The 25616-nt window shown below is 46.7% G+C and carries 26 protein-coding genes; 4 read left to right on the top strand and 22 right to left on the bottom strand.

What is annotated here, in order from left to right; translation table 11 throughout:
- Positions 1–119: 119 nt before the first annotated feature.
- From V1U08_RS16440 to V1U08_RS16425, 4 genes are all read left to right on the top strand, one after another.
- Entirely contained in the window at positions 120–668 is a 549-nt protein-coding gene (locus V1U08_RS16440; RefSeq protein WP_373423024.1) for a sigma-70 family RNA polymerase sigma factor, read from the top strand.
- Positions 661–1389: a DUF3379 domain-containing protein gene (locus tag V1U08_RS16435; RefSeq protein WP_118119041.1), complete on the top strand. Its 729-nt coding sequence runs from the start codon at positions 661–663 to the stop codon at positions 1387–1389. Before V1U08_RS16440 ends, V1U08_RS16435 begins: the two co-directional genes overlap by 8 nt.
- A gap of 305 nt (positions 1390–1694) precedes the next feature.
- Positions 1695–2927, top strand: a complete 1233-nt coding sequence (locus tag V1U08_RS16430) for an outer membrane protein transport protein (RefSeq protein WP_330471021.1) — start codon at positions 1695–1697, stop codon at positions 2925–2927.
- 309 nt (positions 2928–3236) lie between these two features.
- The gene (locus V1U08_RS16425; RefSeq protein ID WP_330471020.1) at positions 3237–4532 is read left to right on the top strand and encodes an outer membrane protein transport protein; all 1296 of its coding nucleotides are present in this window, start codon (positions 3237–3239) and stop codon (positions 4530–4532) included.
- A 76-nt stretch (positions 4533–4608) separates the two neighbouring features.
- On the opposite strand, the gene V1U08_RS16420 is transcribed toward V1U08_RS16425, so the two are convergent.
- From V1U08_RS16420 to flhA, 22 genes are all read right to left on the bottom strand, one after another.
- The gene (locus V1U08_RS16420) at positions 4609–5379 is read right to left on the bottom strand and encodes an MlaA family lipoprotein (protein WP_014232634.1); all 771 of its coding nucleotides are present in this window, start codon (positions 5377–5379) and stop codon (positions 4609–4611) included.
- Positions 5380–5552: 173 nt separating this feature from the next.
- Positions 5553–6767, bottom strand: a complete 1215-nt coding sequence (gene ccmI / locus V1U08_RS16415; protein WP_065302725.1) for a c-type cytochrome biogenesis protein CcmI — start codon at positions 6765–6767, stop codon at positions 5553–5555.
- On the bottom strand, positions 6767–7252 hold the full coding sequence (locus V1U08_RS16410) for a cytochrome c-type biogenesis protein (RefSeq protein ID WP_020334586.1): 486 nt from the start codon (positions 7250–7252) through the stop codon (positions 6767–6769). The genes ccmI and V1U08_RS16410 overlap by 1 nt, the downstream gene beginning before the upstream one ends.
- Entirely contained in the window at positions 7249–7803 is a 555-nt protein-coding gene (locus tag V1U08_RS16405; protein ID WP_020334587.1) for a DsbE family thiol:disulfide interchange protein, read from the bottom strand. Before V1U08_RS16405 ends, V1U08_RS16410 begins: the two co-directional genes overlap by 4 nt.
- Entirely contained in the window at positions 7796–9781 is a 1986-nt protein-coding gene (locus V1U08_RS16400) for a heme lyase CcmF/NrfE family subunit (RefSeq protein ID WP_014232638.1), read from the bottom strand. The genes V1U08_RS16405 and V1U08_RS16400 overlap by 8 nt, the downstream gene beginning before the upstream one ends.
- Entirely contained in the window at positions 9778–10263 is a 486-nt protein-coding gene (gene ccmE, locus V1U08_RS16395) for a cytochrome c maturation protein CcmE (RefSeq protein WP_014232639.1), read from the bottom strand. Before ccmE ends, V1U08_RS16400 begins: the two co-directional genes overlap by 4 nt.
- Complete coding sequence (ccmD, locus tag V1U08_RS16390; protein WP_014232640.1) at positions 10260–10466, bottom strand: heme exporter protein CcmD; 207 nt, start codon at positions 10464–10466, stop codon at positions 10260–10262. The genes ccmE and ccmD overlap by 4 nt, the downstream gene beginning before the upstream one ends.
- A gap of 11 nt (positions 10467–10477) precedes the next feature.
- Entirely contained in the window at positions 10478–11221 is a 744-nt protein-coding gene (locus V1U08_RS16385) for a heme ABC transporter permease (RefSeq protein ID WP_014232641.1), read from the bottom strand.
- A gap of 120 nt (positions 11222–11341) precedes the next feature.
- The gene (gene ccmB / locus V1U08_RS16380; protein WP_014232642.1) at positions 11342–12010 is read right to left on the bottom strand and encodes a heme exporter protein CcmB; all 669 of its coding nucleotides are present in this window, start codon (positions 12008–12010) and stop codon (positions 11342–11344) included.
- A 1-nt stretch (position 12011) separates the two neighbouring features.
- Entirely contained in the window at positions 12012–12629 is a 618-nt protein-coding gene (ccmA, locus tag V1U08_RS16375) for a cytochrome c biogenesis heme-transporting ATPase CcmA (RefSeq protein WP_014232643.1), read from the bottom strand.
- 242 nt (positions 12630–12871) lie between these two features.
- Complete coding sequence (locus tag V1U08_RS16370; protein WP_330471019.1) at positions 12872–13363, bottom strand: DUF2802 domain-containing protein; 492 nt, start codon at positions 13361–13363, stop codon at positions 12872–12874.
- A 14-nt stretch (positions 13364–13377) separates the two neighbouring features.
- Complete coding sequence (locus V1U08_RS16365; protein WP_330471018.1) at positions 13378–13872, bottom strand: chemotaxis protein CheW; 495 nt, start codon at positions 13870–13872, stop codon at positions 13378–13380.
- A 35-nt stretch (positions 13873–13907) separates the two neighbouring features.
- On the bottom strand, positions 13908–14912 hold the full coding sequence (locus tag V1U08_RS16360) for a chemotaxis protein CheW (RefSeq protein WP_330471017.1): 1005 nt from the start codon (positions 14910–14912) through the stop codon (positions 13908–13910).
- Positions 14905–15681: a ParA family protein gene (locus V1U08_RS16355; protein WP_330471016.1), complete on the bottom strand. Its 777-nt coding sequence runs from the start codon at positions 15679–15681 to the stop codon at positions 14905–14907. The genes V1U08_RS16360 and V1U08_RS16355 overlap by 8 nt, the downstream gene beginning before the upstream one ends.
- Before the next feature lie 8 nt (positions 15682–15689).
- A complete protein-coding gene (locus V1U08_RS16350; protein WP_330471015.1) occupies positions 15690–16802 on the bottom strand; it encodes a protein-glutamate methylesterase/protein-glutamine glutaminase in 1113 nt (370 codons plus the stop codon).
- A 29-nt stretch (positions 16803–16831) separates the two neighbouring features.
- Complete coding sequence (locus tag V1U08_RS16345) at positions 16832–19018, bottom strand: chemotaxis protein CheA (protein WP_330471014.1); 2187 nt, start codon at positions 19016–19018, stop codon at positions 16832–16834.
- 9 nt (positions 19019–19027) lie between these two features.
- The gene (locus V1U08_RS16340) at positions 19028–19768 is read right to left on the bottom strand and encodes a protein phosphatase CheZ (RefSeq protein ID WP_014232650.1); all 741 of its coding nucleotides are present in this window, start codon (positions 19766–19768) and stop codon (positions 19028–19030) included.
- A gap of 115 nt (positions 19769–19883) precedes the next feature.
- Positions 19884–20252 carry a chemotaxis response regulator CheY gene (gene cheY, locus V1U08_RS16335; protein ID WP_020333593.1) on the bottom strand — a complete coding sequence of 123 codons (369 nt, stop codon included), beginning with the start codon at positions 20250–20252 and terminating at the stop codon, positions 19884–19886.
- A 46-nt stretch (positions 20253–20298) separates the two neighbouring features.
- Positions 20299–21033 (bottom strand): RNA polymerase sigma factor FliA, encoded by a 735-nt coding sequence (locus tag V1U08_RS16330; protein ID WP_330471013.1) that lies wholly within the window; start codon positions 21031–21033, stop codon positions 20299–20301.
- Positions 21026–21913 (bottom strand): MinD/ParA family protein, encoded by an 888-nt coding sequence (locus V1U08_RS16325; protein WP_020333595.1) that lies wholly within the window; start codon positions 21911–21913, stop codon positions 21026–21028. The genes V1U08_RS16330 and V1U08_RS16325 overlap by 8 nt, the downstream gene beginning before the upstream one ends.
- A gap of 14 nt (positions 21914–21927) precedes the next feature.
- Positions 21928–23448, bottom strand: a complete 1521-nt coding sequence (flhF, locus tag V1U08_RS16320) for a flagellar biosynthesis protein FlhF (RefSeq protein ID WP_330471012.1) — start codon at positions 23446–23448, stop codon at positions 21928–21930.
- A 30-nt stretch (positions 23449–23478) separates the two neighbouring features.
- A complete protein-coding gene (gene flhA, locus V1U08_RS16315) occupies positions 23479–25578 on the bottom strand; it encodes a flagellar biosynthesis protein FlhA (protein WP_239948547.1) in 2100 nt (699 codons plus the stop codon).
- Positions 25579–25616 lie beyond the last annotated feature (38 nt).

Raw genomic sequence — 25616 nt, 5'->3', positions numbered from 1 at the left:
ACCTGGACCTGACTACTGTGAGACAAAACAGTTGATGCTGCTAAACTCTGTATGTCTATCCGAATGACCATACAGTACTGGTTAAATAACAAATGGGGGCTCTTGCAGCCATGTTAAAAATGTTTGGAAAGAAAAATTCCAACAGTCCGGTCAACTCTGATATGGACAAACAAAGAAAATATGAATCGCTCGTTCGGGGCTATCATCGTGATTTATATCGCTATGCTTACTGGTTATGTAAAGATAAAGCGGTAGCCGAAGATTTGGTGCAAGAAACCTGTCTTCGCGCATGGAAATCTCTGGATAGCTTGCTGGACGAAAAAGCGGCAAAGTCTTGGCTTATTACCATATTAAGACGAGAAAATGCACGCCGGTTCGAACGCAAACAATTTGATTTAGTTGATATCGATGACTATGGCAATGATGCAAAGGTCAGCGACGACCCTCATCACCAGCAAGAGTGGCTTCAGGCACAGATCATGAAATTAGACGTCGAATATCGTGAACCTTTATTTCTGCAAGTCGTAGGCGGTTTCAGTGGAGAAGAGATCGGCGACATACTGGAACTGAACAAAAACACTGTGATGACTCGACTATTTCGTGCTCGTAATCAACTTAAAGAGATGTTGGATTCTCAAGATACAAAGAGAGGACAAAAAAATGGATGATTTAGAATTTCGTCGTCGTATTTTGTCGGATCCAAAACAGAAGGATGAAGAGATACTGCAAGCTTTGGCTGACAACAGTGCTAACCATAAGTTTGTTGAAGACGTTTTGGATCTCGATGAAAAAATCAAACAGGCTATGAATGTCGATGTGCCTGAAGATCTTGCTGACAAAATTTTGTTCAGCCAAAGTTCGAGCTCTCTTGAACAAAACGTTGTCCGCCCTACTTTTGCTAAGAAGGCAATGGCTTTGGCTGCATCGTTAGCATTTACAGCTGGCTTGTTAGTTGGTCAGGTCAACTGGAGCAATATTCTCGTCTCACCGGCACATGCTACATTGGCGGATACAGCAATCAAACATGTAATAGACGAAGAGCCTTTTGTCCGTCACTTGGACGAAGATGTGCCAAGCACATTCATCAACGCCAAAATGTCTCCGCTGAATTTTAAGTTCAACCAGAACTTTCCTTACCACGTTTATTACTTAAATCACTGTGGATTCGGAGAGTCTAATGCCGTGCATATGGTTTTTCAGGGTTTAAAAGGTAAAGTCACTATGTTCATTACCAGAATCCCAAGTGAGCAAGCTGTCGACTTCAACAAAGAAGGCATGAGTGGCGTCGTTCAACCTATAGGTAGCGCAAGTATGATCTTGGTCGGTCAACAAGGCGAGGATATAAATGTGATCGCCAGTAAACTGACCCCTCTAATCCAACCTATGTAATAAGTTGAAACATAATTAGTGTAAAACCCATTAGCTGCCGCCTAGTGTGACCTCTATGCGGCAGTTGTGTATTTGTAGGACGCAAACGTTTACCGCCTACAACCCGTCGCAGCGTTATTAGAGCATAAGCTCTAAATATTACAGTTTAGATGTCATTTCCCTGCATTTAGCATCATTTTTATAATTTTTCCTAAATTTTATCCAATGGTCGGATTTGTTAATAACATTCTTGTGACTACTATCTGCGCCACTGAGCAAAAGCTCGAATTATCGTCCAAAGAGACGAATCTAATAAGGAAAAACACATGACTTATAATAAGCGTCTGTTCAAAAAGACTCTCTTAGCAGTAACGGTAGCTTTTGCCTCAGGTCAAACGATGGCAGCAGGTTTCCAAATTAATGCCCAATCAGCGACTGGCCTTGGCCGTGCCTTTGCTGGTGATGCAGTTATCGCAGACAACGCTTCAGTAATGGCGCGTAACCCAGCAGCAATGGCGCTGTTTGACAAAATGGAACTGTCTGTTGGTTTTGAAACTATTACTTCACTTATTGAAGTTAAAGATGCTACTTACACAAACTTCCTAGGCCAAAGCACTTCAGTTGGAGATGTAGATGATGTAGGTGATACCGCTCTCGCACCAAACATCCACCTAATCGTGCCGGTAAATGATAAGTTTGCCTGGGGTGTGAATGCTTACTCTAACTTTGGTACAAAAACTGAGTTCTCAGATAACTACTTAGCTAAAGAGTACGGCGGTCTGACTGATGTGAAAAGTGCTAACTTTGGTCTGGCGGGTTCATACCGTCTGAACGACCAATGGAGCTTTGGTGCAGGCCTGGATGTGATTTACGGTAAAGGAACCATGAAACGCGAGCATGCCGTATTTGGCACGCTGCTGGATGTTGATGGCGCAGATGGTTGGGCTGTAGGCTTTAACGTAGGTACCGTATTTGAGCTAGATGAAAACAACCGTTTCGGTTTTGCTTACCACTACAGTCCAGAATTTGAAGCTAAAGATGATGATGGTCAGAAGATCACGCTACCTCTGCCAGACATGGCTGAGTTCTCTGGCTACCACAAAATCAAGGACACCCAGTTTGCTGTGCACTACAGCGTACAATACATTGGCTGGAAAGACTTTGACCAAATCGATTTTGACAAACTCAACCAAGGTGCTTTAACAGGCAGCTACGCTAAAAACTATCAGTGGCAAGACGGCTGGCACTACGCGATTGGTGGTACCTACTTCCTAAACAATGACTGGACGCTTCGCGCTGGCTACATGTACGACACCAGCGCACAGGACAATGTAACGTCTATTTCTGTACCAGATTCAGACCGTCAGTGGTTCTCGACTGGTTTCACGTACCACCTTGACAGTAAAGCTAATATCGACTTTGGCTTTACCTACCTATTAGGTGATGACGTTAAAGTGAATGAGACAACGCAACTAACTCCAACACTGTCTACTGGTGTAAGTGCAACAACTCACGCAGACGCGATTCTAGTTGGCTTACAGTACAGCCGTAGCTTCTAATTGACGTATTAGTCGCTATTGCAAATAGCTTTCTATATAAAAGGCTGGATTTCCAGCCTTTTTTCTTACCTGCGAGTTATTCTACACGCTATTTCAGTGAACACGTGTATCTAAAAACCCATATTAGGACGCACACCTGTTCGCTGAATATCTTTCACAACTCTTTTACAGCCAGGCTTTTAATCTTCTATAAGATAATTGGTTAGAATTTAATACTAAAAACGTGTCCGTTCCGGATTTTCATTTCTAAAGTAAAAGCTCTATCTTTAAAATTTTACCCCACGTTTTAAATAATTCAGCGAACACAAAATGAAAACCAACAAGACCCTTCTTTCTATGACAGTAGCACTAAGTCTGCTGGGCACAGCAAGCGCGACTCATGCAGCCGGTTTCCAACTTGCGGAGTTCTCTGCGACAGGCTTAGGCCGCGCATACGCAGGTGAAGCAGCAATGGCAGATAATGCAAGTGCACAATGGCGAAACCCGGCGATGCTCACTTACTTAGAAGGCACACAAGTATCTGTTGGTGCTATCTATGTGAATCCAAATCTTGATGTAGACGGTGACGTCGATTTCTACGGCAATAACATTCCAGCGTCTTCAGATGACTTCGCTCACGATGCAATCATCCCTAACTTCTACCTATCGCATCAGTACAACGACGAGTTCGCTGTCGGCTTAGCGTTGGGAACCAACTACGGTATGGAAACGGATCTTGGTACTGGTTTTGCCGCATCACACTTCGGCAACGAAGCCAGCGTGACCACAATGGAAGTCAACCTGAATGCAGCCTACAAGATTAACAACGCTGTAAGTATCGGCGGGGGCGTTCGCTATATCCTTGGTGAAGGTAGCTTTGGTGCAACAACACCAGCCACAAACGCATTGGGTCTTCCTCAAGACACCACGCTGAAGTACATGGAAGGTGATGATACGGCTTGGGGTTGGCAAGTCGGTACGGCATGGCAGATCAACGACGACCACCGCATCGGCTTCGCATACAAATCAGAAGTAGAACTGAAGTTGCAGGGTCATGCTGAAGGTCTTGGTTTTGGCTTTGGTACCCAACTGCCACAAACCCGCGACAACGGTTACATGTACCTGACGCTACCAGCGACTGCGGAGCTGGCAAGCTACCACCAGATTACTGAGCAGCTTGCCCTGCACGCGAGTTTTAACTGGACTGACTGGAGCTCATTCGAAAAACTGGAAGCGCACCTTGATACCGCAGGTACGCACATGGTTAAAGTTGAAAACTGGGAAGATAACTACCGTTTTGCGTTAGGTGCGACCTACCAGCTTCAGCCGCAACTGGCGTTAAGAACAGGTATTGCATACGACACATCAGCCGTTAGCGATAAAAACCGTACTATCACTATTCCAGAAACCGATCGTACCTGGCTAAGCATTGGCGCAACATACGACTGGACAAAAGATTTCAGCTTAGATGCAGGTTTCACTTATATCATCGCGAAAGATGCCTCAATTACAGAGTCACGCGGTTATGATTCTGACGATACAGCAGAACAAGTTGGTGGTCAGTTTGTAGGTGAAACAACGGGTAATGTTTGGTTGATTGGTCTTCAGGCGAACTACCGTTTCTAATCGAATACACCATTGAAGAAAAAAGGCTTAGCAACTGCTAAGCCTTTTTCGTATCTGCTATTTAAACCTGAGAGGTTTAAAATTCGTCTAAGTATTCGTCCAGGTAAGCTTCTTCTTCTGCATCGACTTCTTTGACAGTCTCCACTTCTGCTTTAAAGTTTTGGCGCTGGATATAAATATCACGAGTCAAAACATAAGGATCTGGTGAGTTGTCCAGCTGCGCTTCCTGAGAAACAAGCAACGCACGTTTTTCCATGCCTTCGAAAGCCCATTTACCAAGGCTTGCCCAGAAGTTTAGGTAGGTCAGAGGGACATACATACTGTCTACTGTATCGGTGACTTCACGCAGCGTGTAAGGGCCGTATCCCGGAACCATAAAGTATGGCCCGTTACCTACACCGTAATGACCGACGGCATCACTGAAAACTTTTTCATCGTATTTGGTAATTCCCGCAGCGGTGGCGACATCCACCAGGCCAAGGAGACCAAATGTGGAGTTAAGCCAGAATCGATTAAAGTGATCGACGGCTTTACCACCATTACCCATAAGCAGATTGTTCACCATACTTGCTGGCTCGTCTAAGTTCGCCAGAAAGTTAGCAATACCATAACGGATAGGTGTAGGCGTGTATTCCACATAGGCTAATGACACCGGACGTACTAAATACGGATCCAGGTAGTCGTAGTTAATGTCCCACATGGCACGGTTAAAGCCTTCCAACGGATCGTACGCATCAGAAGTCGTTTGATTTGTTTCTTCTGTTGCTGCCTCCTCAGGCGCACTTGAACAGCCAACCAGTCCAATTGCTAACAGCATCAAGAAGATGGATTTACCCTTGTTATACATTCTATGTTCCATAACGACTATTAATATACTTAAGCAACCTTGCTATAAAACGCATGACTCAGATACAGTTTAGAAGTCACTTAAGTATAAAAACAAGGCCAGCATAAGCTGGCCTTTGTCATTCTACTCGATAGTTTAGAGCCATACCACTATACGGATATGACTCGCAACTTTTAAAATTGCTTATTGATAATAACTTCAACAGGTTGCCCGAACTCTACGACACCACTCTCACCGTGCCAGTCATGATCACGGGTTGCCACGTTACCATCAGAATCAACGCGTACACGCACCAAAAGCTTATCCAATGAAGACAACTTTGAACCTTGCATCATGGCATTGCCATCATCCAGTACCACTGTTCGCGGGAATGATGCTAACGGGTAACGAGCCGCAGCTACTGGCATTGGAGAGCCATCAGCACGGTGGACAGATACGATAAGTACTCCGTTAGGATCGACCTGAGCTTCAGGAGCAAGGCTGATGGTAACCGCCACGCTTTTATCCGGAGAAACCGCTTCGCCCATCTGTTTACGCGCACTATCAATACTGCGAGAAAGCATCTCATAGCGGCTATCTTCAGGACCGATCATCTGTTGCATTACGCCCCAGTATTTGATCGCTGCTGGGTAGTCTTGACGTTCAAACGCATCGAATGCAAGCAGCGAGAAGACTCGCAGATCCACTCTATCCTGCTGAACCAGCTGGCCCAAAAGAGAGCGCGCGGTATTCTGATCCAATTCTTCCTGAGAAAGCATCAGAGCTTGCGCATACCCCAGCATAATATCCGGGTCTTGAGGCTCAAGGTTGTACGACTTTTCCATGGAATCGATAGCAGTGGTCACATCACGATTCGCCAAAGCAATACGTCCCAGCAACAACCAACCGGTTGAATCTTCCGGTTGATAATGCAGACGAGTACGCAGTGCTAAGGTTAAATCTTCCATCTCTTGATCACTTAGAGGTTCAGATGAAGACGACATCAGCTTTTTCGACAACTCAGGTAAGTTTGCCGACACTTCTTGCCACCTAACCACTTCTTGAGATGCGCCAAATTGGTAATACAAACCGTAACTCAAGACAACAGTCAGCACCACAGAAGGAACCAATACCGCGATAGGAGAAATTTTTGTTTCTTTGTGCCCTTTATCGCCTGGAATATCATCTAGCAATGATTGTTTAAGATCCGAAATCAGGTCTTCCTGGCTTTCAACCAAACCTTCTTCGGTCTCTTCTTGAAGCTCTGATAAACGATCTTTGTAAAACGCTTTATTAAGTTCATCGCGTAGTACTTCATCGTTGTTCGCTTTTTGTTTTAGTAACGGCATGGCTACTAGAGCACAAGCGATCAGCGTAAGAACAACAGTAGATATCCAAAATAGTGTCATTACTTCTTATCTCCGTCGTTCTCTTCTTCAAGCAATGCTTTGAGGCGAGCTTCTTTTTGTTCGTCCCATTGTTCATCACGATTTGCGACGACTTTTGCTTTTATTTTGCGACTACGTAATACGATCAGAGCAAAGCCACCCAGTACAACAGAAAGCGGCCCCAGCCATAAGATAGCCGTAGCAATGGTGAATGGCGGATTGTAAGTCACAAAGTTACCGTAACGCGCCACCATGTAATCAACGATCTCTTCCTTAGACTTACCTTCTTTGGTCATTTCATACACTTTATGGCGTAAGTCTTGAGCAAGCTCGGCATTAGAATCAGAGATCGTGTTGTTCTGACATTTAGGGCAGCGCAGAGTGTGGCTTAGTTCTTTGAACTGCTGTTCTTGTTTGAGGTTGTCAAACTCGTACACTTCAATAGCAGCTTGAGCCGCTAACGAGAATGTCAGCGCTGCAAATACGGCTAAAATTACCTTTCTCATAGCTTCGCCTCCTCAACCAACTGATTGTAAAGCGGTTCTAATGTATCAGCCCAATTGCGTGGATTGACATCCCCAACATGGCGATAACGAACAACACCATTAGCATCGATAATGAAAGTTTCCGGTGCTCCGTAAACGCCTAAGTCCAGACCAAGCATACCGCTGCCGTCAAACAAACTGATCAGGTAAGGATTACCCAAATCATTCAACCAACCTACTGCTTTAGTGCGATCATCTTTGTAGTTCATACCGATGATCTTGACACCTTTACCAGCAAGTTCATTGAGATACTTATGCTCTGCATAACAGGTTGGACACCAGGTAGCCCAAACGTTGAGCAGTAAAGGTTCGCCTTTGAAAATAGATTGATCGTATTCTTTACCCGGCTCAGCCAAATCTTCAAGGTGAAAGGCTGGTACAGGTTTACCCACCAATACCGACTCAAGTTTTGTCGGGTCATCACCCTCTTGGTTACGCATCAACTGGGTTGCAAAGATCCCCGCTAGGACCATGAAAGCGACTAACGGGATAAACAAGACTTTCTTATTCATATTGTGCGACCTGCTCCTTTGCCTTAGCACTCTTCTTAGATGACTTACGGAAGCGGTAACGCTTGTCTGAAATAGCCAGACCACCACCAATTGCCATGATCAAAGCACCAGCCCAAATCCAACGAACGAACGGTTTGTAGTAAATACGTACAGCCCATGAGCGGTTGTCTTCTAAACGCTCACCCATCGCAATGTAAAGATCTCGCGTTACGCCACGATCAATCGCTGCTTCTGTCATCATAGACTTAGCAGTACGGTAGAAACGCTTCTCTGCATGCAGCGTATTGACGTAGTTACCGTTGTGCGTAACTTCAAAATCCGCGATATAACCATCGTAGTTAGGGCCATCTTTGTCTCGCAAGCCAGAGAAATAGAAGTCATAACCCTGGATTTGGAAGTGTTCTCCCGGAGCCAAACGCACATCACGCTCAATGCTGTAGTTCTGCACCATCGCGATACCGATAACGGTTACCGCCAAACCAATGTGACCTAACATCATTGCCCAGTGACTGCGCTGCAACTTACCTACGCCTTCGACGAAGCTATGTCGGTGAGTTGCACGCTCGTGAAGCTCGAAGCCGTGCATGACGATGATCCAAATTGCCATTACCCAACCGATGTAAGCCATAATTTGGAAGAAATCTGCGAATAGGTATACGCAAACCGCTGCCAGTACCAGAGCAGTCACGCCAGAGATCACCATCGGCTTAACGATTGATGACAATTGATCTCGTTTCCAGCGAATAAGCGGACCAATACCCAATAAGAAGGCAAATGGCATCATCAACCATGCAAACAGCATGTCGAAGAATGGCGCGCCAATTGAGACAGAGCCAAGACCAATTTGCTTATGCACCAGCGGTAACAATGTACCGACTAAAACAACAACCAGTGCTGCGATCAACAGTACGTTGTTGCCAAGTAATACATTCTCTCGTGACACTAAATCGAAGTTACCACGGACACGAACCGATGCGCCTTTTACCGCGAACAGTAGCAGCGAGCCTCCGATAACAAATACAAGGAAAGCAAGAATAAACATGCCGCGGGCCGGATCAGAAGCAAACGCGTGCACTGAAACCAAAATACCTGAACGCACCAGGAACGTCCCCAGCAGACTCAATGAGAATGCAGAGATAGCAAGCAGTACTGTCCACGCTTTAAAGGTGCCGCGTTTTTCAGTGACGGCCAAAGAGTGCATCAGTGCGGTACCAGCCAGCCAAGGCATAAAGGACGCGTTTTCTACTGGGTCCCAGAACCACCAGCCACCCCAGCCGAGTTCGTAATATGCCCACCATGAACCTAGCGCGATACCTAGGGTAAGAAATACCCACGCCGCCGTTGTCCAAGGACGAGACCAGCGAGCCCAGGCGGTATCTAAACGACCCGTCATCAAAGAAGCAATAGCAAATGAGAACGCAACCGAGAAACCTACATACCCCATATAAAGCATCGGAGGGTGAACAATCAGCCCAGGGTCTTGTAGAAGTGGGTTCAAGTCACGACCGTCAATCGGGAAGAACGGCAAGGTACGTAGGAATGGGCTTGATGTGAAAATAATAAACATCAGGAAGCCGACCGAAATCATCCCCATTACTGCCAGCACGCGCGCGACAGATTCCTGTGGCATACCACGGCTGAATGTCGCGACAGCAACTGTCCAAGCTGCCTGAATCAACACCCAAAGAAGTAGTGAACCTTCGTGTGCACCCCACACCGCAGTTAAACGGTAGTACCAAGGTAGCTGGCTGTTCGAGTTACTTGCCACATATTGCAGGGTAAAATCGTTGGTATAAAAACCCCAGCATAAAATAATGAACGAGAACAACAACATGAGAAACATCGACCACGACAGAGGACGAGCGGTGTTCATCAGCATGGTGTTGTTATTTGATGCCCCCCAGAGTGGCAGTATGCTCAGCAGCACTGCCATCGCAAGCGATAGTATGAGGGCAAAGTGACCGATTTCTGCAATCATTGGCCGCTTCCTTGTGTCTGCTCAGAGCTGTACTTCATTGGTTCATGCGTCTTTTCCATCGCTGCAGCGATTTCTGGCGGCATGTAATCTTCATCGTGTTTTGCTAGTACTTCAAATGCTTCAATAGTGGTCGCATCACGCAAGACACCTTGTGCAACAATACCCTGCCCCTCACGGAACAAATCCGGAAGAATACCTTCATAAACTACGGTCACTTTCGGGCCGATATCGTGTAGGTCAAAACTGACTTTCAAAGAGTCAGGATCACGGCGAACTGAGCCGTTTACTACCATGCCACCGATACGTAGACGTTGACCAACTTCAGGTTTAGTACCATCAGGCTTACCATTGACCAATTCCGTAGGCGTGTAGAAAAGGTCCATATTCTGGTTGAGCGCGTAAAGCATCAAGCCAATGGTGGCACTAATACCGACAAAGATAGCCAGTACAATACCTAGCCTCTTTTTACGTCTCGGGTTCATAAGGTGTTCTCCATATTCTTCGCTGCGTCAATTCGAGCTTGACGGTCTATTTTTGCTTTCACTTCATTCAATAATGCATCACCGCGACGAAGGCTGGTGATTAAGAGAATCAGCATCGATAGAAACGTGATGCCAAATGAGCTCCATACGTATGATGCGTAGCCACCCATGGCAAAAAAGTCGCTCAGAGATTCAAAATACATAATTCACTACCTCACTGAGTTTTTTCTGTTGCAATTTGACGTACCCAAGGGCGGTGACTCTCTTTGCTGATGATTTCATTTCTGAAACGCACCATCGTCACAGCGCCAAAGAAGAACGCAAAACCAAAGATATTCAGCAGCAGAGGCCAGAGCATGTCAGCTGAGATGGATGGTTGTTCGAATTTTGTGATGGTTGCGCCTTGGTGTAGCGTATTCCACCATTCCACAGAAAAGTGAATGATCGGTAAGTTCACAACACCAACGATCGCTAGAATACCTGCTGCTTTTGCTGCGGTCTTCTGGTCGTCAAAAGCATGGTAAAGCGCAATAACACCCAGATATAAAAACAGAAGAATGAGCTCAGAAGTCAGGCGAGCATCCCACACCCACCAAGTCCCCCACATCGGCTTACCCCATACAGCACCGGTCACAAGTGCGATAAAGGTGTATACCGCTCCGATAGGGGCCATTGCTAACGCCGCCATATCTGAGAGTCGAACTTGCCATACCAAACCGATGAAAGCAGCAATTGCCATCGACAGATAAGCGCCCATCGACCACATTGCAGACGGGACATGGATATAAATGATTCGGAAACTATCACCCTGTTGGTAATCTGAAGGCGCAAATGCCAGCCCCCAAATGGTACCTGCCGTTAAAAATACGAGGGCCAATACAGAAAACCAAGGCAGAAACTTACCACTAAGGCGGTACGCTGCTTCAGGCTTGGCATAAGGATGTAGCCATTTCCACATATTTCAATCTCACTTTTGCTTTATAGGGGCACAATCTCTGAGGCCGAAGCCATCGCTGTGCTTTAATCATTATTTAAGTCCTATTAATACCAATCGTAGTAAAGGGACTATTGGTTAATGTTAGTTAACACTAACTCGCAACGCTGCACTTATTGCAAATGGTGTGAGGGTCATCGCTCCCATCAGCATCGCGCCTAGCACCGCCAGTTGGCCGTTATACGCTACACCAAGCGCTGCGGCATCAATGGCAGACGTTGCAAAAATCAGAATCGGGATATAGAGCGGAAGAACGAGTAAACTTAAAAGTACACCACCCTTTTGTAGCCCAACCGTCAGTGCCACTCCAATGGCACCAATAAAACTTAACGCCGGTGTCCCGATACATAACGTAAGTACAACCGCCAGCCAAGTATCGAAATCCAGAGAAAGTAAAACCGCCAACAGAGGACTTATTAAAATCAGAGGCAACCCTGTTAACAGCCAATGTGCTATGACTTTCGAAATCACCACAAGTTGCAATGGAATAGGCATAAGCATCATTTGCTCTAATGCACCATCCTGAAAGTCGTCACGAAACAGCCGCTCCAATGATAATAATGCAGACAACAATGCAGCAACCCAAACAATGCCTGCTGAAATACGTGCTAACAAATTAGGCTCGGGGCCAATACTCAGAGGAAACAATGTGATAACAATAATAAAGAACCAAAGTGGGTTCAGAATGTCGGCTTGACGGCGATACGCAATCAAGAGTTCACGACGGATAATAGTAGTCATGGCCGATATCATATTAATCACCCAGTTTTATTTTTCTAAGTTTCGGGCTATCAGAAAACATATCTTGGTGTGTGGTCAAAATCACAATTCCACCATTATCAGCATGATTAGCAAACAAAGCCTCTAACACTTTGACACCTTGCTTATCTATCGCCGTAAGTGGTTCATCCAGAATCCACAAGATTTGCTTGCTTAGCCAAAGCCTCGCCAGCGCTACGCGGCGTTGCTGACCAGCTGAAAGTTGAGCGACGGGAATATCTTCTCTTCCTGCTAACCCAACTTGAGTTAACGCAGTAAAGATTTCTTCATCGGAGATTTGGTTGTTATGAATAGACTGGTAAAAACGTAAGTTTTCTAATGCGGTAAGTTCACGTTTTACGCCCGTTTGGTGGCCCAGAAACAGTAGATCCCGGTGAAAGATGTCACGAGACTTTTCAACCTCTTCTCCCTTCCATTTGATAATACCGTCTTCTCTGTCGCCTAACCCTGTAACAATGCGTAATAACGTCGTTTTGCCCGTTCCGTTTCGCCCTTCAATCTGGACTAGTTCGCCTGGTTTTATCGTAAATTTCAGGTTTTCAAACAGGACCCTTTCGTCACGGATCGCAGTAAGGTTAGACACTTCTAACATAGGGCTTCAACTAAATAATGAACGAGCGGCTATATTAGCACAGCTTAGATAAGACGAAACAGAACAAGAGCCAAGAGATGTAAGTAAGTTCATGAATTTTTGTTAACTTACTTACACAATTCGATAAATATAACCATAAATGGTTATAAAGATTAATGAGGATGAGGCCTTAATTTCATAAGAGAGAAAACCTACCGTTTTGGGCGGTAGATTAAAAAAAGAAGCCGAAGCTTCTTTTATAACTAACGTCGTATGCCTGACGATGGATGCCTCGACATCTCTGAAGGACGGCTACTGAGTGGCGGAATTTTCTCTTTCCCGGCCAGCTTTTTCTGTAGCGATAACATTAGCTCAGCTTCAGCTTTAGGTAATTCGCACTCTTCAATCAACTCGTTAATATCCGCGCCGAGTTGAACCATTTTGGAGGCTCGGCTATACAAGCGCCCGTCTGTATCGGCATGTTCCAGCTCGCGAATACGCTCGTTGAGGTGCTGGATAATATCTTGTTGCTCGGTAACCTTTTGCCCTAAGCCAACAACCACAGATCGAACTTCCAGTAGCTGCTTACTCAGTTTCTGTACTTCTTTCTCAGTGTGTCGAGTTTGGGCTCTTTGCTGTTCGATTTTCCTTTGCAAACCGGAGCGAATACGCAGTTGCAAAACGAGCAGTGCGAACACTATAAAAGCGACACCACCAGCAATGACGGGGATAGATAAAAAATTCACTTCAGCCATGATCATTCAGCCAATTACAGATGAGCCATGTCATCCCATTCGTCTTCAGTCAATAGCTTGTTCAAATCAACCAGGATAAGAAGCTTGCCATCGCGATTGCTAACACCTTGAATGAACTTCGCACTTTCGTCCGTACCCACAGAAGGTGTGGTATCGATCTCAGAAGAACGCAGGTAAACCACTTCAGCAACGCTGTCGACCAGAATACCAATCACCTGACGCTCAGATTCGATAACGATGATACGTGTATTATCCGTCACTTCGCCTTCAATTAAGCCAAAGCGTGAACGCGTATCGATAACAGTAACGACGTTACCACGCAGATTAATAATACCCAGCACGTAATCTGGCGCACCAGGTACAGGTGCAATTTCTGTATAACGAAGAACTTCACGTACCTGCATAACGTTAATGCCGTACGTTTCTTCTTCTAGTTGGAACGTCACCCACTGAAGCACTTCGTCATTTGTGGAATCTTTCTTCACTTCAACTTCAAAAGCTTGAGACATAGTTAATCCTCGTTAATGTCGTTCCCGACTTCATTCTAATTCATTGATTTGACATCTAAACCAGCGTTTAGCATGTCAATAAGTGCTTGGACGTGAATTAAAGCACACATTTTTTCTTTCACCATGCCCGCTAGCCATGGGCGTTTTCCCGCCTTTTCACGCCAGCGAACGTTGTCGACATTGAGCGTCTCAGTCCCCATCAACTGGTTACTGGCTAACCCCCACATGCTCTCACCAAGCATGACGACATATTGGTAGTTATCTTGGTATTCTTCCCCGCAAAGCTTGTCGGCCATCACCCACTTTGCGGTATCAACCACATCAAACTTTTGCTCTCGATTGGTCTGTAGCCCCAAATACCAGTCGGGTTTACCAATCAAATGATTCAGTTCAGTGATACGATGAATGCCACCTAACTCATCGAGAGCGACCGCAAACATCACTTCGTTCACATCGAAGTAAAGCACCTGAAAATCTTCACTTCGCTGAGTCGTTTCCCATGAGCTTACTAAAACTTTGGACTCAGAAGCCTCTGCCAGTTCTGGCTCAGGTTCGATAACTTGTTCAAGTTCTGGTTGAACCGAGATTATTTCAGGCTGGTTTACTTCGATAACCGGCACTTCGGTAACCCATTCCTGAATTTCTTCAGTCATTTCTGCAGACTGAGAAGCCTCTGCCAAACTCGGCTTAGCTTGCTGAGCAATCGCCACGGTGTTCTGGGCCAGAATCTCTTCGATATCCAGTTCGTCAACCACATTGGTCGACTCAAGCTGACTTAATAAACGTTCTACGTCTTCTAAGTTAGGGGCTTCCAGCTCAGGAGTATTGTTTTCTCGAAATGAAGAAGGCTCATCTTGAATAGGTTGCAACTGCAATTCTGGCTCTGGCTCTGGCTCTGGCTCTGGCTCTGAAGATGCGAGTTCTTGAGCAAGTAAGTCAAATTCTTCATCCAGCTCTTCAAGCTCAGTGTCTTCGTCTAGCAATGCGCAGAAGTAATCATCAAGTGCCTGTTCACTGGATATGACATCATGATTACTCATCGAGCGCTAACCTCTCCAGATAAATCAGTAACTGCTTATACGCAAAGACACCGCGACTGCCAGATGCAAAGTGCGAAACGGGCAGATGTTTCAGGCTCGCATCACGAAACTTAGTATCAATCGGTACGGCCGATGACCACACCTGCGTTGGGTAGTCCTGCTTCAGTTGGGTCAGGGTCTGCAATGAAGCTCGGGTGCGCTTGTCGTACATGGTTGGCACTATCGTGACGTTAAAACCATTCGGACGTGATTTTTTCATGATACTCAGGGTGCGCATCATGCGCTCAAGGCCCTTCATCGCCAAAAACTCTGTCTGCACCGGAATCAAAATACGGTCACTTGCGGCAAGCGCATTCACCATCATCACACCAAGAATCGGCGGACAGTCAATCAGCACGTAATCATAATCTTGGGAAACCGCTTTGAGCGCTCGCTTCAGGATAAGCCCCATACCACTGCGATTGCCCATCACCCTATCCAGCGTCGCAAGAGACATGTGGGCAGGAATGATGTCCATACCGTCCAGTTCCGTTTTAATAATCAACGGCTTTACGGTTTCATGCGTGAAGGTCTTAAGCTGAAAAAGATCAAACAAGCTTGATGCCACGTTATCAGCGTCATAACCGAGATAAGTCGTAAGTGAACCATGCGGATCGGTATCGACCATAAGCACGCGATGACCTTTCTGACTTAAAAGACCAGCTAATGTCACTGTGGTGGTGGTTTTGCCTACCCCACCTTTTTGGTTAGCTACACTCCAAACGATCATGATCTATCCTACGCTAACCCCACTTCGACCAGAATGCGCTCAGCAATACGGTCCAGGGGTAAATCTTCAGACGAAATCCCCGCTTTCGCAACGGCCTGAGGCATACCGTAAACCACACAGCTATCTTCGTCTTGCGCCCAAATGGTTGAACCTGCCGATTTCAACATGCGTGCGCCTTCCCGGCCATCAGCACCCATTCCGGTTAGCACTAACGAGAGCACTTTATCACCGTACACTTTCGCAGCTGAACCAAAGGTCACATCGACACACGGTTTGTAGTTCATTCGATCGCCGCCATCAATAATGCGTAGTCTCGCTACACCTGCGCGGCCATCGACCATCATCTGTTTACCGCCCGGAGCGAGATACGCCACGCCAGCTTGTAATACATCGCCATCCTGCGCTTCTTTCACTTGAATTTTGCACAGCGTATTCAGGCGACTGGCGAAAGCGGCGGTAAAAGTTGCCGGCATGTGCTGAATAAGCACGATCGGATGCGGATAATTCACAGGCAAACGCGTCAAAATCTTTTGCAGTGCCACAGGGCCACCTGTCGACGTACCGATGGCCGTGAGCTGATATCGTTTTCCGGATGCTCGATACTTCGCCACCGAAGAGCGAGGCTTTGGTGCAGCCGGGATCGGATCGCGCGTAGCAAGCGGTCGAGTCAGTGACGCTGTTGCCGCTGGAGATGTGCGGACAACAGGACGACGTAAGAAAGCACGCTTAGACGCAATCTGAATGATGCGCTGCTGAAGTAGCGATACCGCCTCATCGCGGTTGCGCGCGATGTCTTCAAACTTTTTCGGTAAGAAATCCAGAGCACCCGCTTCCAGCGCATCCAGCGTTGCTTTCGCTCCATCATGAGTCAGTGACGAAAACATCAGGATTGGCGTCGGTGACGCAGCCATGATTTCACGAACTGCCGTGATGCCATCCATCACGGGCATTTCAATATCCATGGTAATGACGTCAGGCTTAAGAGATTTGGCTTTTTCTACCGCTTCTCTGCCGTTAACAGCTACGTCAATCACCTCAAGGCGCGATTCTGAGTTGATGATTTCGCTAACGCGACGACGGAAAAAACTCGAATCATCAACGACTAGTACTTTAATCGCCATTTTATTCCTTTTCTAAACGACCGCTTCGGTTAAATGCGAGAACCTGATGCGTATCGCGTCAGTAAATCAGGCACATCAAGAATCAATGCGATGTGACCATCACTGGTGATTGTTGCTCCCGCCATACCCGGGGTACCTTGCAATAACTTATCCAGCGGTTTGATCACCACTTCTTCCTGTCCAATCAGCGTATCAACGACAAAACCAACACGTTGGCTGCCTATTTGCACAATGACAACATGACCATGACCAGTACGCTCCTGAACTCGTGGGGACTTAGTCGCTAGCCAGTTTTGCAGATAGAACAACGGGATTGATTTATCACGGACAATAATCGTCAACTGACCATCGACAACGTTCGTGCGGCTTAAATCTAAATGGAAGATTTCATTCACAGACGCCAAAGGTAACGCGAACGGATGACCACCAACACCAACCATCAGTGTTGGTAAGATAGCCAGAGTCAACGGCACTTTGATGGTAATCTTGGTGCCTTTACCAAGTTCAGAATCAATATCGATTGAACCATTGAGGGTATTGATGGCGGTTTTTACGACATCCATACCAACGCCGCGGCCTGAGATATCAGAGATCTTTTCTTTACTTGAGAAACCAGGAGCAAAGATCAAGTTGAAGCATTCTTTATCGGTCAAGCGAGCAGCGGCATCTTCGTCCATCATGCCGCGTTTGACGGCGATACCACGAAGTTTGTTCGGGTCCATACCGCCACCGTCATCGACGATCGCCAGTTCAATATGATCCCCTTCCTGAGACGCAGAAAGAATCACTTTACCAGTGCGTGATTTGCCCGCTTTTACGCGATCATCTGGCATTTCAATGCCATGATCAACCGAGTTACGCACTAAGTGGATCAATGGATCGGCCAAGGCTTCCACCAGGTTTTTATCCAGATCCGTTTCTTCACCGCGCATTTCCAGCACGATGTCTTTATTCAGGTTACGCGCCAGATCGCGAACAACACGCGGGAAGCGACCAAACACTTTTTTGATTGGCTGCATGCGCGTTTTCATGACCGCACCTTGCAGATCGGCCGTGACAACATCTAAGTTTGCCACTGCTTTCGACATTTCTTCGTCGTTACTATTAAGTCCAAGACTTAATAGGCGGTTACGAACCAATACCAACTCACCAACCATATTCATAATGGTATCAAGCGTGGAGGTATCAACACGTACCGTTGCCTCCGCCTGTGGTTTCTTAACCGCAGGTGCCGAAGCTTTGGTTTCTTCCTTCACCGCGACTGGCTTGGCAGTTGGCTGTGGTGCAGGCGCTGCTGTCGCTTTCGGTGCTACTGGAGCTGGGTTTGTAGAGGCGGGCTTAGTCGCCATGTCGAGCTCTTCAACCGATGGTCCTTTACCCGTACCGTGCAGTTCATCGAGTAACTTCTCGAACTCTTCATCCGTCATCAGATCACTGTCGTTATCCGAAAATGATGAAGAACTAACCGGAGCGGCTGGTTCTGGCGATTTTGGTGGCTCAACTGGCGCAGAAGTCGACGATGATGGGCTCTTACCAACACCATGCAGCTCATCCAGAAGACGTTCAAATTCGTCGTCGGTTATATCACCGCTATCACTGACAGAAGCGTTTGCTTGTGTTGGTGTAGGTTCAGATTTAGAGACACCCGGAGCGCTGCCTTTACCATGCAATTCATCCAGCAGCTTTTCAAATTCGTCTTGAGTAATTTCGTCTACAGAACCAATACTTGAACCAGCAGTCGGTAACGACAGTTCTTGCTGCGGAGCGGCTGGCTCTGATGGAGTCACAGGCTCTTCAACTGCGATTGTCACTGCCTCATCTTCGGATTCAGGCTTACATAAACGGTGTAGCTCTGCGAGGAGTGCTGGTTCTGCGACTTCTGGCACTTCACGGGCTTGTACTGCCTGGAATTGAGTGTTGACCGTATCCAGCGCCTTAAGCATGGTATCCATCAGGCTTGGCGTTACTGAGCGTTGACCATTACGCAATACGTCGAAAACGTTCTCCGCACCATGGCATGTATCCACTAGCTCAGCTAATGAAAGGAAGCCAGCGCCTCCTTTTACAGTATGGAAACCGCGGAAAATAGCATTGAGTAAGTCTTTGTCTTCCGGGTTGTTTTCCAGTTCTACTAATTGCTCGGAAAGCAGCTCTAGAATTTCGCCCGCTTCAATGAGAAAGTCGTGCAGAATATCTTCGTCTAAATCGTAGCTCATACGTTACCTTTAAAATCCAAGACTGGACAACAAGTCATCGACTTCGTCCTGCGATGAAACCGCATCTTCTCTCAGTTCAGGGTGAAGAATCGGACCCTCGGCTTCACTTGATGGTTTATTCTTTTTATCTGCCGATGTTGTCAAAACTTGAGTCTGTTCTTCTGGTTTGTTACCAGAGAATACGGTGAGGATGTCTACCAAACGGCCTTCCACTTCATTCACCAGTGTGATCACTCGTCGAATGATTTGGCCTGTTAAGTCTTGGAAGTCTTGTGCCATGAGAATTTCGGTCAATTGACCGCGCAATTCGGTGCTGTCGCCTTCTACCTGAACCAATAGCTTGTCGATACGATGGCAAAGTGCTTTAAATTCACTTAACTCTATACGACCGCGCATCAGTTCATTCCATTGAGGACGGACTTGCAGAAGACCTTCATGCAAGTTATCTGCGATGGGAAGGCAGCAATCGACTGCATCCATCGTTTTGTTGGCTGCCAGCTCCGTTTTCTCAATCACATAGTTAAGACGATCCCGTGCATCCGGGATTTCATCCTGAGCTATTTCGGTCATGCGCTGATCGAAGTTGAACTGCTTGAGTGAATCGTGAAGATCGCGAGTTAAGGCTCCAATTTCTTGAAGCATTGGATTCTCAACGCCTTCATATAACGAAGCAACGAGCATATTGGCTTGCTCTTGTTGCCCGTTCTCTAACATTTGAACGAGCGACTTCGCCTGCTCTAGTGAGATCATTCTGAATAGACCTTTTACGTTTAGTTCTTCTTATCGCTTTGGGAAACACTAGTCGAGTCATTGTTGAGGTTTTTTTATTTGGTATGAATGACTCGACTAACAAAGAATAAAAGAGTTATAAACGCTCGAAAATTTTCTCTAGTTTTTCTTTTAGTGTTGCAGCGGTAAATGGCTTAACAATGTATCCATTAACGCCAGCTTGAGCCGCTTCGATGATCTGCTCACGTTTCGCTTCAGCTGTAATCATAAGAACAGGAAGGTGCTTTAGTTCAGCATCCGCGCGGATATGTCTTAGCAAATCGATACCTTGCATACCTGGCATGTTCCAGTCAGTTACCACAAAATCGAAGTCACCTTTTTTCAGCATTGGTAATGCAGTTAAACCGTCGTCCGCTTCTTGAGTGTTATTGAAACCCAAGTCACGAAGCAGGTTTTTAACAATACGGCGCATTGTTGAGAAATCATCAACAATAAGGATCTTCATATTTTTATTCAAAATTGCCTCCACTGAATCATAAAGTCAGTGTTTTCTAATTATTTTGTGTCCACGCACTCAGCTTGGTGCGTAAACGTTGCATCGATTGACTCAGAATTTGACTTACGCGAGATTCGCTTACGCCCAAAACATCGCCAATTTCTTTTAAGTTAAGTTCTTCGTCATAATAAAGCGAAAGTACCAATGCTTCACGCTCTGGAAGCTGTTTTATTGATTCAATCAGTGCTTTACGAAAAGATTCGTCAGCCACACCTTTAAATGGGTTGCTGTTATCACTTTCATCTGACGGAGAAATGACATCATCTGAAACGCCTAAATCCTCAATACCGACTAACTTTGAGCAGTTTATATCAGTTAGCGCACTATGATATTGATCCAAAGTCATTTCGAGATGTGCCGCCACTTCAGAGTCTATCGGGTCACGGTTGAGAATGCCTTCGAGCTCTGCAATAGCTTGATTAATTTCACGATTGTTTTTATGAACCGAACGCGGTACCCAATCTCCTTTGCGCATGTCGTCTAACATGGCACCGCGAATACGGATACCAGCATAGGTTTCAAAGCTCGCACCTTTCGTGCCGTCATAATTCTGCTGAGCTTCGATAAGGCCGATCATGCCGGCCTGGATTAAATCCTCTACCTGAACACTCGGCGGTAAGCGGCCTAAAAGGTGATGAGCAATACGCTTAACCAACACAGAATAACGCTCTATGAACGCCTGTTGACTGTTTACTTTCCCGCGTTGATCGTAGGTTACTGCATTATTCACCAAATGGGTCCTCTGTGAATTCACTACGATTTAGCAGCCTTTCGACAAAAAACTCCAAGTGTCCACTTGGCGTTTTTGGTATTGGCCACGTTAATGCTTTATTCGCTAAAGAACTGATCGCTAACGCTGCAGGAGAGCGTGGGAACGCATCTACGACAATTTTCTGGCGTTTAACGGCCTGACGGACTTTATCATCTAAAGGAATGCAGGCGACGAGTTCAAGGCTTACATTCAGGAATCGTTCAGTGACAAGTGTCAGTTTTGCAAACAGTTCTCGCCCTTCACGATAGCTTCGAACCATGTTCGCGACGATTTTAAAGCGTTGAACCTGATGCTCTTTACTCAACAGTTTGATTAGTGCGTAGGCGTCAGTGATCGACGTCGGCTCATCGCACACAACGACAACCACATCTTGGGCGGCTCGTGAGAAACTGATCACCATGTCTGAGATACCTGCAGCGGTATCAACCAGTAGGACATCCATTTCATCTTCAAGACTGCCAAATGCACGAATAAGCCCAGCATGCTGTGAATGAGAAAGCTCAGTCATGCTCTGTGAGCCAGATGTTGCCGGAATTATCTTAATGCCATAAGGTCCTTCAACAATCGCATCTTTTAACTCACACTCCCCAGCCAGGACATGTCCTAAGTTGCGCTTTGAACGAATCCCGAGCATTACGTCAACATTAGCCAGGCCTAAGTCAGCGTCAAGAACCATTACTTTCTTGCCTTGACGAGCCATAGAGATCGCAAGACCCAGTGTTACGTTTGATTTACCCACACCACCTTTACCACCAGTAACAGCAATTACTTTGGTTAATGATGGCTGTGTTAAGCGACGGAGGCCGCTTGCTTGATCGTGTATCATATTCTCAGTCATAGTAATCCGTCGCCCTAGAGTCCTTCACTTTCACTGTTCCAAAAGTGTGGTTCGTTCTCTATCGACTTCTCTAACAGTTCATTTGCTTTCGCAAGCATGTATTTTGGTTGTGCTATCACAATGTCTTCTGGCACGCGCTGACCATTAGCGATGTAAGCCACTGGCAGTGCATTTTGAATCACCACACTGATGAACTCCCCTAGACTCAGGGATTCATCAAGTTTAGTCATTATACAACCTGACAGTGGGATGCGTCTGAAGTGTTCCAGTGTTTCTTGCAGAACGCGGCGTTGTGCGGTAGCGGGCAAAACAAGGTAGCTGTGAATCACTTCCCCGCTCTCTTGCATAAGGGTGTCGAGTTGCTCGGTCAGCCTCACATCTCGTTGGCCCATCCCTGCCGTATCAACCAAAATCAATCTTCTGTTTCGTAGCTGATATATTACATCGGCTAACTCTTTAGAATCTTTAGCAACTCTTACGGGACAACCCATAATTCTTCCATAAATTGAGAGCTGCTCATGTGCACCGATACGATAAGTATCTGTAGTCACCAGTGCCACGTTGTCGGCACCGTATTCCATCGCTGCCCTGGCCGCCAGCTTTGCTACGGTTGTGGTTTTACCGACGCCTGTTGGTCCAAGCAATGCAACCACACCACCGCGCTTTAAAATATCTTGCTTTGGAATATGGATTTGATCCGCGACGAGAGAAAGTAGCGCCTTCCATGCTCGTGCTGGTTTGGTATCTTCTGGGATATAGCACGCCATTTGATCCGCCAGCTCAGGAGACACGCCCATCCGTTCTAATCGTTTGATGAGCATGGCTCTTAACGGCTCGCGGCGCTCTACTTCCTGCCACATCAAACCAGAAACCTGATGCTCCAAAAGACGTCGAATTGATGTCATCTCTTCGCGCATGTTTTCCAGCTCTGTCGGTGAGTCATCACGGGCATCTGAAGGTCTGCGGCGATCGTAACGTGTTGGGTCGAGTTTTGGCTTTGGACGTTCAAAGCGATCGTCTTGAGCGATCAGCTTCGCCAACGGAGAATCGGGCTGATAAGGCGCAGTTCTTTCTTGGCTATATTCGTCACGTTGCTTGTTTTGGCGCTTTAAGAGTGCTGACAGTGAATCTTCATTTTCAGCAACGTACTCATCCGGGTCCTCTGCACCACCACTGTAATGCTTAAGCATGCTCGCAAAACGCTGCGTCATTGAGCCTGATTTTTCGTGAGAATCCGTTTTATTGCTACGCAGGCTGATTTTATCTTCTTCTAAGCTGCGTTCCTGAAAGCGCTCAGCCGCTGAAGAGGACATTTGACGATGTTCGTTGTAGCGATTAGGTAGAGAGGTAGCGCGATTAGGTTGCGCAGAAGCCTGTGGTGAAGACGAGTTTGATTCACTATCGATGGCAGCCACGATAGCTACCCCGCCAGCCACTTTCTTATTCGACATGATTACCGCTTCCGCACCCAACTCCTCTTTTACTTGGAGCAGCGCTGTTCGCATGTCTTTGGCAAAAAATCGCTTTATTTTCAAACTATCAATCCATTAAAAAAGGCGTGAGAATCAATTACCCACGGCTTGCACAATTCTGATCTGTTTCTCATCCGGTATTTCCTGATAGGAAAGTACCCGAAGATTAGGGATTGTGTTCTTCACAAATCTAGCCAACGTGGAGCGCAGAACGCCAGAAGTTAGCAGAACAGAAGGTTCGCCTTTCAATTCTTGTTCTTGCGTTGCTTGGCTCAGTGAAGACTGCAATCGTTCGGCAAGCCCAGGTTCAATACCTGCAGATTCGCCGCCCGACGCCTGCATTGTTTGATGCAATATCTGTTCCAGTTCAGGAATCAGCGTAATCACTGGCAATTCAGGCTCTATACCATTGATTTCCTGAACAATTAAACGTTTCAGACTGATACGAACGGCCGCCGTTAAAATGTCAGGTTCTTGACTCTTACTGGAGTACTCCGCCAAGGTTTGCACGATGGTACGGATATCTCGAATTGGAATCGCTTCGTTAAGCAGGTTTTGCAGTACTTTCACCACCACACCCAGCGGTAACTGATCGGGTATAAAATTCTCCACCAGCTTAGGTGCACTTCGACCCAGCATTTCCATCAGGTTCTGAACTTCTTCATGACCAATCAATTGCGAGGCATTGTTGGTCAGCTGTTGACTGAGGTGCGTTGCCAGTACCGTGGACGAATCCACCACTGTGTAACCCAGCGCCTGAGCATGCTCGCGCTGCTCCTCACGAATCCATACGGCTTCAAGCCCAAATGCCGGATCAATGGTTGGTTCCCCATCAATCATGCCGTAAACCTGCCCGGGGTTAATCGCGAGTTCTTGGTCCGGACGGATTTCTGCTTCACCTACCGCGACGCCCATCAAGGTAATACGGTAGCTATTTGGGGTCAGTTCCAGATTGTCTCGGATATGGACGGCGGGGATGAGAAAGCCGAAGTCCTGAGATAACTTTTTACGCACACCTTTAACGCGCTCCAGCAGTTCCCCACCCTGATCACGGTCAACAAGCGGAATCAGACGATAGCCGACTTCTAAGCCAATAATATCAACGGGTTGAACGTCATCCCACGAAAGCTCACGTTGTGAAGATGGCTCATTACCCTCATCGGCTGTCGCGGGTAAAGCAGGCTCTTTGGCTTTCTGTTTTTGACGCTTATCGATAAAGTAAGCGCCCGCTCCGGCCACAACGGCTAACGATAAAAACGCAAAGTGTGGCATGCCCGGGACGATGCCCATCACACCAAGAATCGCTGCAGTGATCATCAACGCTTTGGGATTATCGAACATTTGGAACACCAACTGCTCGCCCATGTCTTCATCCGTGTTCTGACGCGTCACCATCATTGCAGCGGCAATCGACAGCAATAGTGACGGAATCTGTGCGACAAGGCCGTCACCAATGGTCAACAGCGTGTAGATTTCAATCGCATCACCAAAGCCTAAACCGTATTGCGCCATACCGATGGAAAGACCACCGATAATATTAATAAACAGAATCAGGATGCCAGCAATCGCATCCCCTTTCACAAACTTCGATGCACCGTCCATTGAGCCGTAAAAATCCGCCTCTTTGGTCACTTCAAAACGGCGCACGCGCGCTTGTTCCTGATCGATTAGACCCGCATTCAAGTCAGCATCGATCGCCATCTGCTTGCCCGGAAGAGCATCCAAAGTAAAGCGAGCGCTTACCTCTGAAATACGACCGGCACCTTTGGTGACCACCATAAAGTTAATGATCATCAAGATGAGGAAAACAACCAAACCAACTGCGTAGTTGCCGCCAATTACCACGTTACCAAACGCCTCGATAACGTTACCTGCCGCATCTCCGCCTTCATGACCGTGCAGCAATACGACACGTGTCGACGCGACGTTTAGTGCCAGACGCAGTAGTGTTGCAATAAGCAGGACAGTAGGAAATGCCGCAAAGTCGAGCGGACGCCGGGTGTAAACCGTCACCAACAACACCACCATAGATAGCGCGATATTGAAGGTGAAAAACATATCCAGCAGGAATGCAGGTATCGGCAACACCACCATTGCAAGGGTGGCCAAGACCATAACAGGTGCGCCAATGGCTGGCATTTCACGCTGAGGAATTCGTGGCAATTTATCTGCAAATGGCAGGTTTAACTTCATACTGCAAGGTATCTCAATCGAGTGAAAGCATCGCGTTG

Origin of the sequence: Vibrio sp. YYF0003 (assembly GCF_036350715.1) — a bacterium.
GTDB classification, from domain to species: Bacteria; Pseudomonadota; Gammaproteobacteria; order Enterobacterales; family Vibrionaceae; genus Vibrio; species Vibrio natriegens.
Note: the sequence above shows the minus strand (reverse complement) of the source record. Positions and strands in the feature narration are given on the sequence as shown.

Bases quoted from the DNA above. Each gene is read 5' to 3' on its own strand.
- V1U08_RS16370 (WP_330471019.1), bottom strand. From the start codon at position 13,363: ATGGCTGAAGTGAATTTTTTATCTATCCCCGTCATTGCTGGTGGTGTC.
- ccmD (WP_014232640.1), bottom strand. From the start codon at position 10,466: ATGTATTTTGAATCTCTGAGCGACTTTTTTGCCATGGGTGGCTACGCA.
- ccmI (WP_065302725.1), bottom strand. From the start codon at position 6,767: ATGACACTATTTTGGATATCTACTGTTGTTCTTACGCTGATCGCTTGT.
- V1U08_RS16345 (WP_330471014.1), bottom strand. From the start codon at position 19,018: ATGAGCTACGATTTAGACGAAGATATTCTGCACGACTTTCTCATTGAA.
- V1U08_RS16325 (WP_020333595.1), bottom strand. From the start codon at position 21,913: ATGACTGAGAATATGATACACGATCAAGCAAGCGGCCTCCGTCGCTTA.
- V1U08_RS16400 (WP_014232638.1), bottom strand. From the start codon at position 9,781: ATGATTGCAGAAATCGGTCACTTTGCCCTCATACTATCGCTTGCGATG.
- V1U08_RS16440 (WP_373423024.1), top strand. From the start codon at position 120: ATGTTTGGAAAGAAAAATTCCAACAGTCCGGTCAACTCTGATATGGAC.
- V1U08_RS16410 (WP_020334586.1), bottom strand. From the start codon at position 7,252: ATGAGAAAGGTAATTTTAGCCGTATTTGCAGCGCTGACATTCTCGTTA.
- V1U08_RS16425 (WP_330471020.1), top strand. From the start codon at position 3,237: ATGAAAACCAACAAGACCCTTCTTTCTATGACAGTAGCACTAAGTCTG.
- V1U08_RS16365 (WP_330471018.1), bottom strand. From the start codon at position 13,872: ATGTCTCAAGCTTTTGAAGTTGAAGTGAAGAAAGATTCCACAAATGAC.
- V1U08_RS16430 (WP_330471021.1), top strand. From the start codon at position 1,695: ATGACTTATAATAAGCGTCTGTTCAAAAAGACTCTCTTAGCAGTAACG.
- ccmE (WP_014232639.1), bottom strand. From the start codon at position 10,263: ATGAACCCGAGACGTAAAAAGAGGCTAGGTATTGTACTGGCTATCTTT.
- V1U08_RS16405 (WP_020334587.1), bottom strand. From the start codon at position 7,803: ATGAATAAGAAAGTCTTGTTTATCCCGTTAGTCGCTTTCATGGTCCTA.
- V1U08_RS16350 (WP_330471015.1), bottom strand. From the start codon at position 16,802: ATGGCGATTAAAGTACTAGTCGTTGATGATTCGAGTTTTTTCCGTCGT.
- ccmB (WP_014232642.1), bottom strand. From the start codon at position 12,010: ATGATATCGGCCATGACTACTATTATCCGTCGTGAACTCTTGATTGCG.
- V1U08_RS16360 (WP_330471017.1), bottom strand. From the start codon at position 14,912: ATGAGTAATCATGATGTCATATCCAGTGAACAGGCACTTGATGATTAC.
- ccmA (WP_014232643.1), bottom strand. From the start codon at position 12,629: ATGTTAGAAGTGTCTAACCTTACTGCGATCCGTGACGAAAGGGTCCTG.
- V1U08_RS16385 (WP_014232641.1), bottom strand. From the start codon at position 11,221: ATGTGGAAATGGCTACATCCTTATGCCAAGCCTGAAGCAGCGTACCGC.
- V1U08_RS16340 (WP_014232650.1), bottom strand. From the start codon at position 19,768: ATGATCTCACTAGAGCAGGCGAAGTCGCTCGTTCAAATGTTAGAGAAC.
- V1U08_RS16355 (WP_330471016.1), bottom strand. From the start codon at position 15,681: ATGATCGTTTGGAGTGTAGCTAACCAAAAAGGTGGGGTAGGCAAAACC.
- flhA (WP_239948547.1), bottom strand. From the start codon at position 25,578: ATGAAGTTAAACCTGCCATTTGCAGATAAATTGCCACGAATTCCTCAG.
- V1U08_RS16420 (WP_014232634.1), bottom strand. From the start codon at position 5,379: ATGTATAACAAGGGTAAATCCATCTTCTTGATGCTGTTAGCAATTGGA.
- V1U08_RS16435 (WP_118119041.1), top strand. From the start codon at position 661: ATGGATGATTTAGAATTTCGTCGTCGTATTTTGTCGGATCCAAAACAG.
- cheY (WP_020333593.1), bottom strand. From the start codon at position 20,252: ATGAAGATCCTTATTGTTGATGATTTCTCAACAATGCGCCGTATTGTT.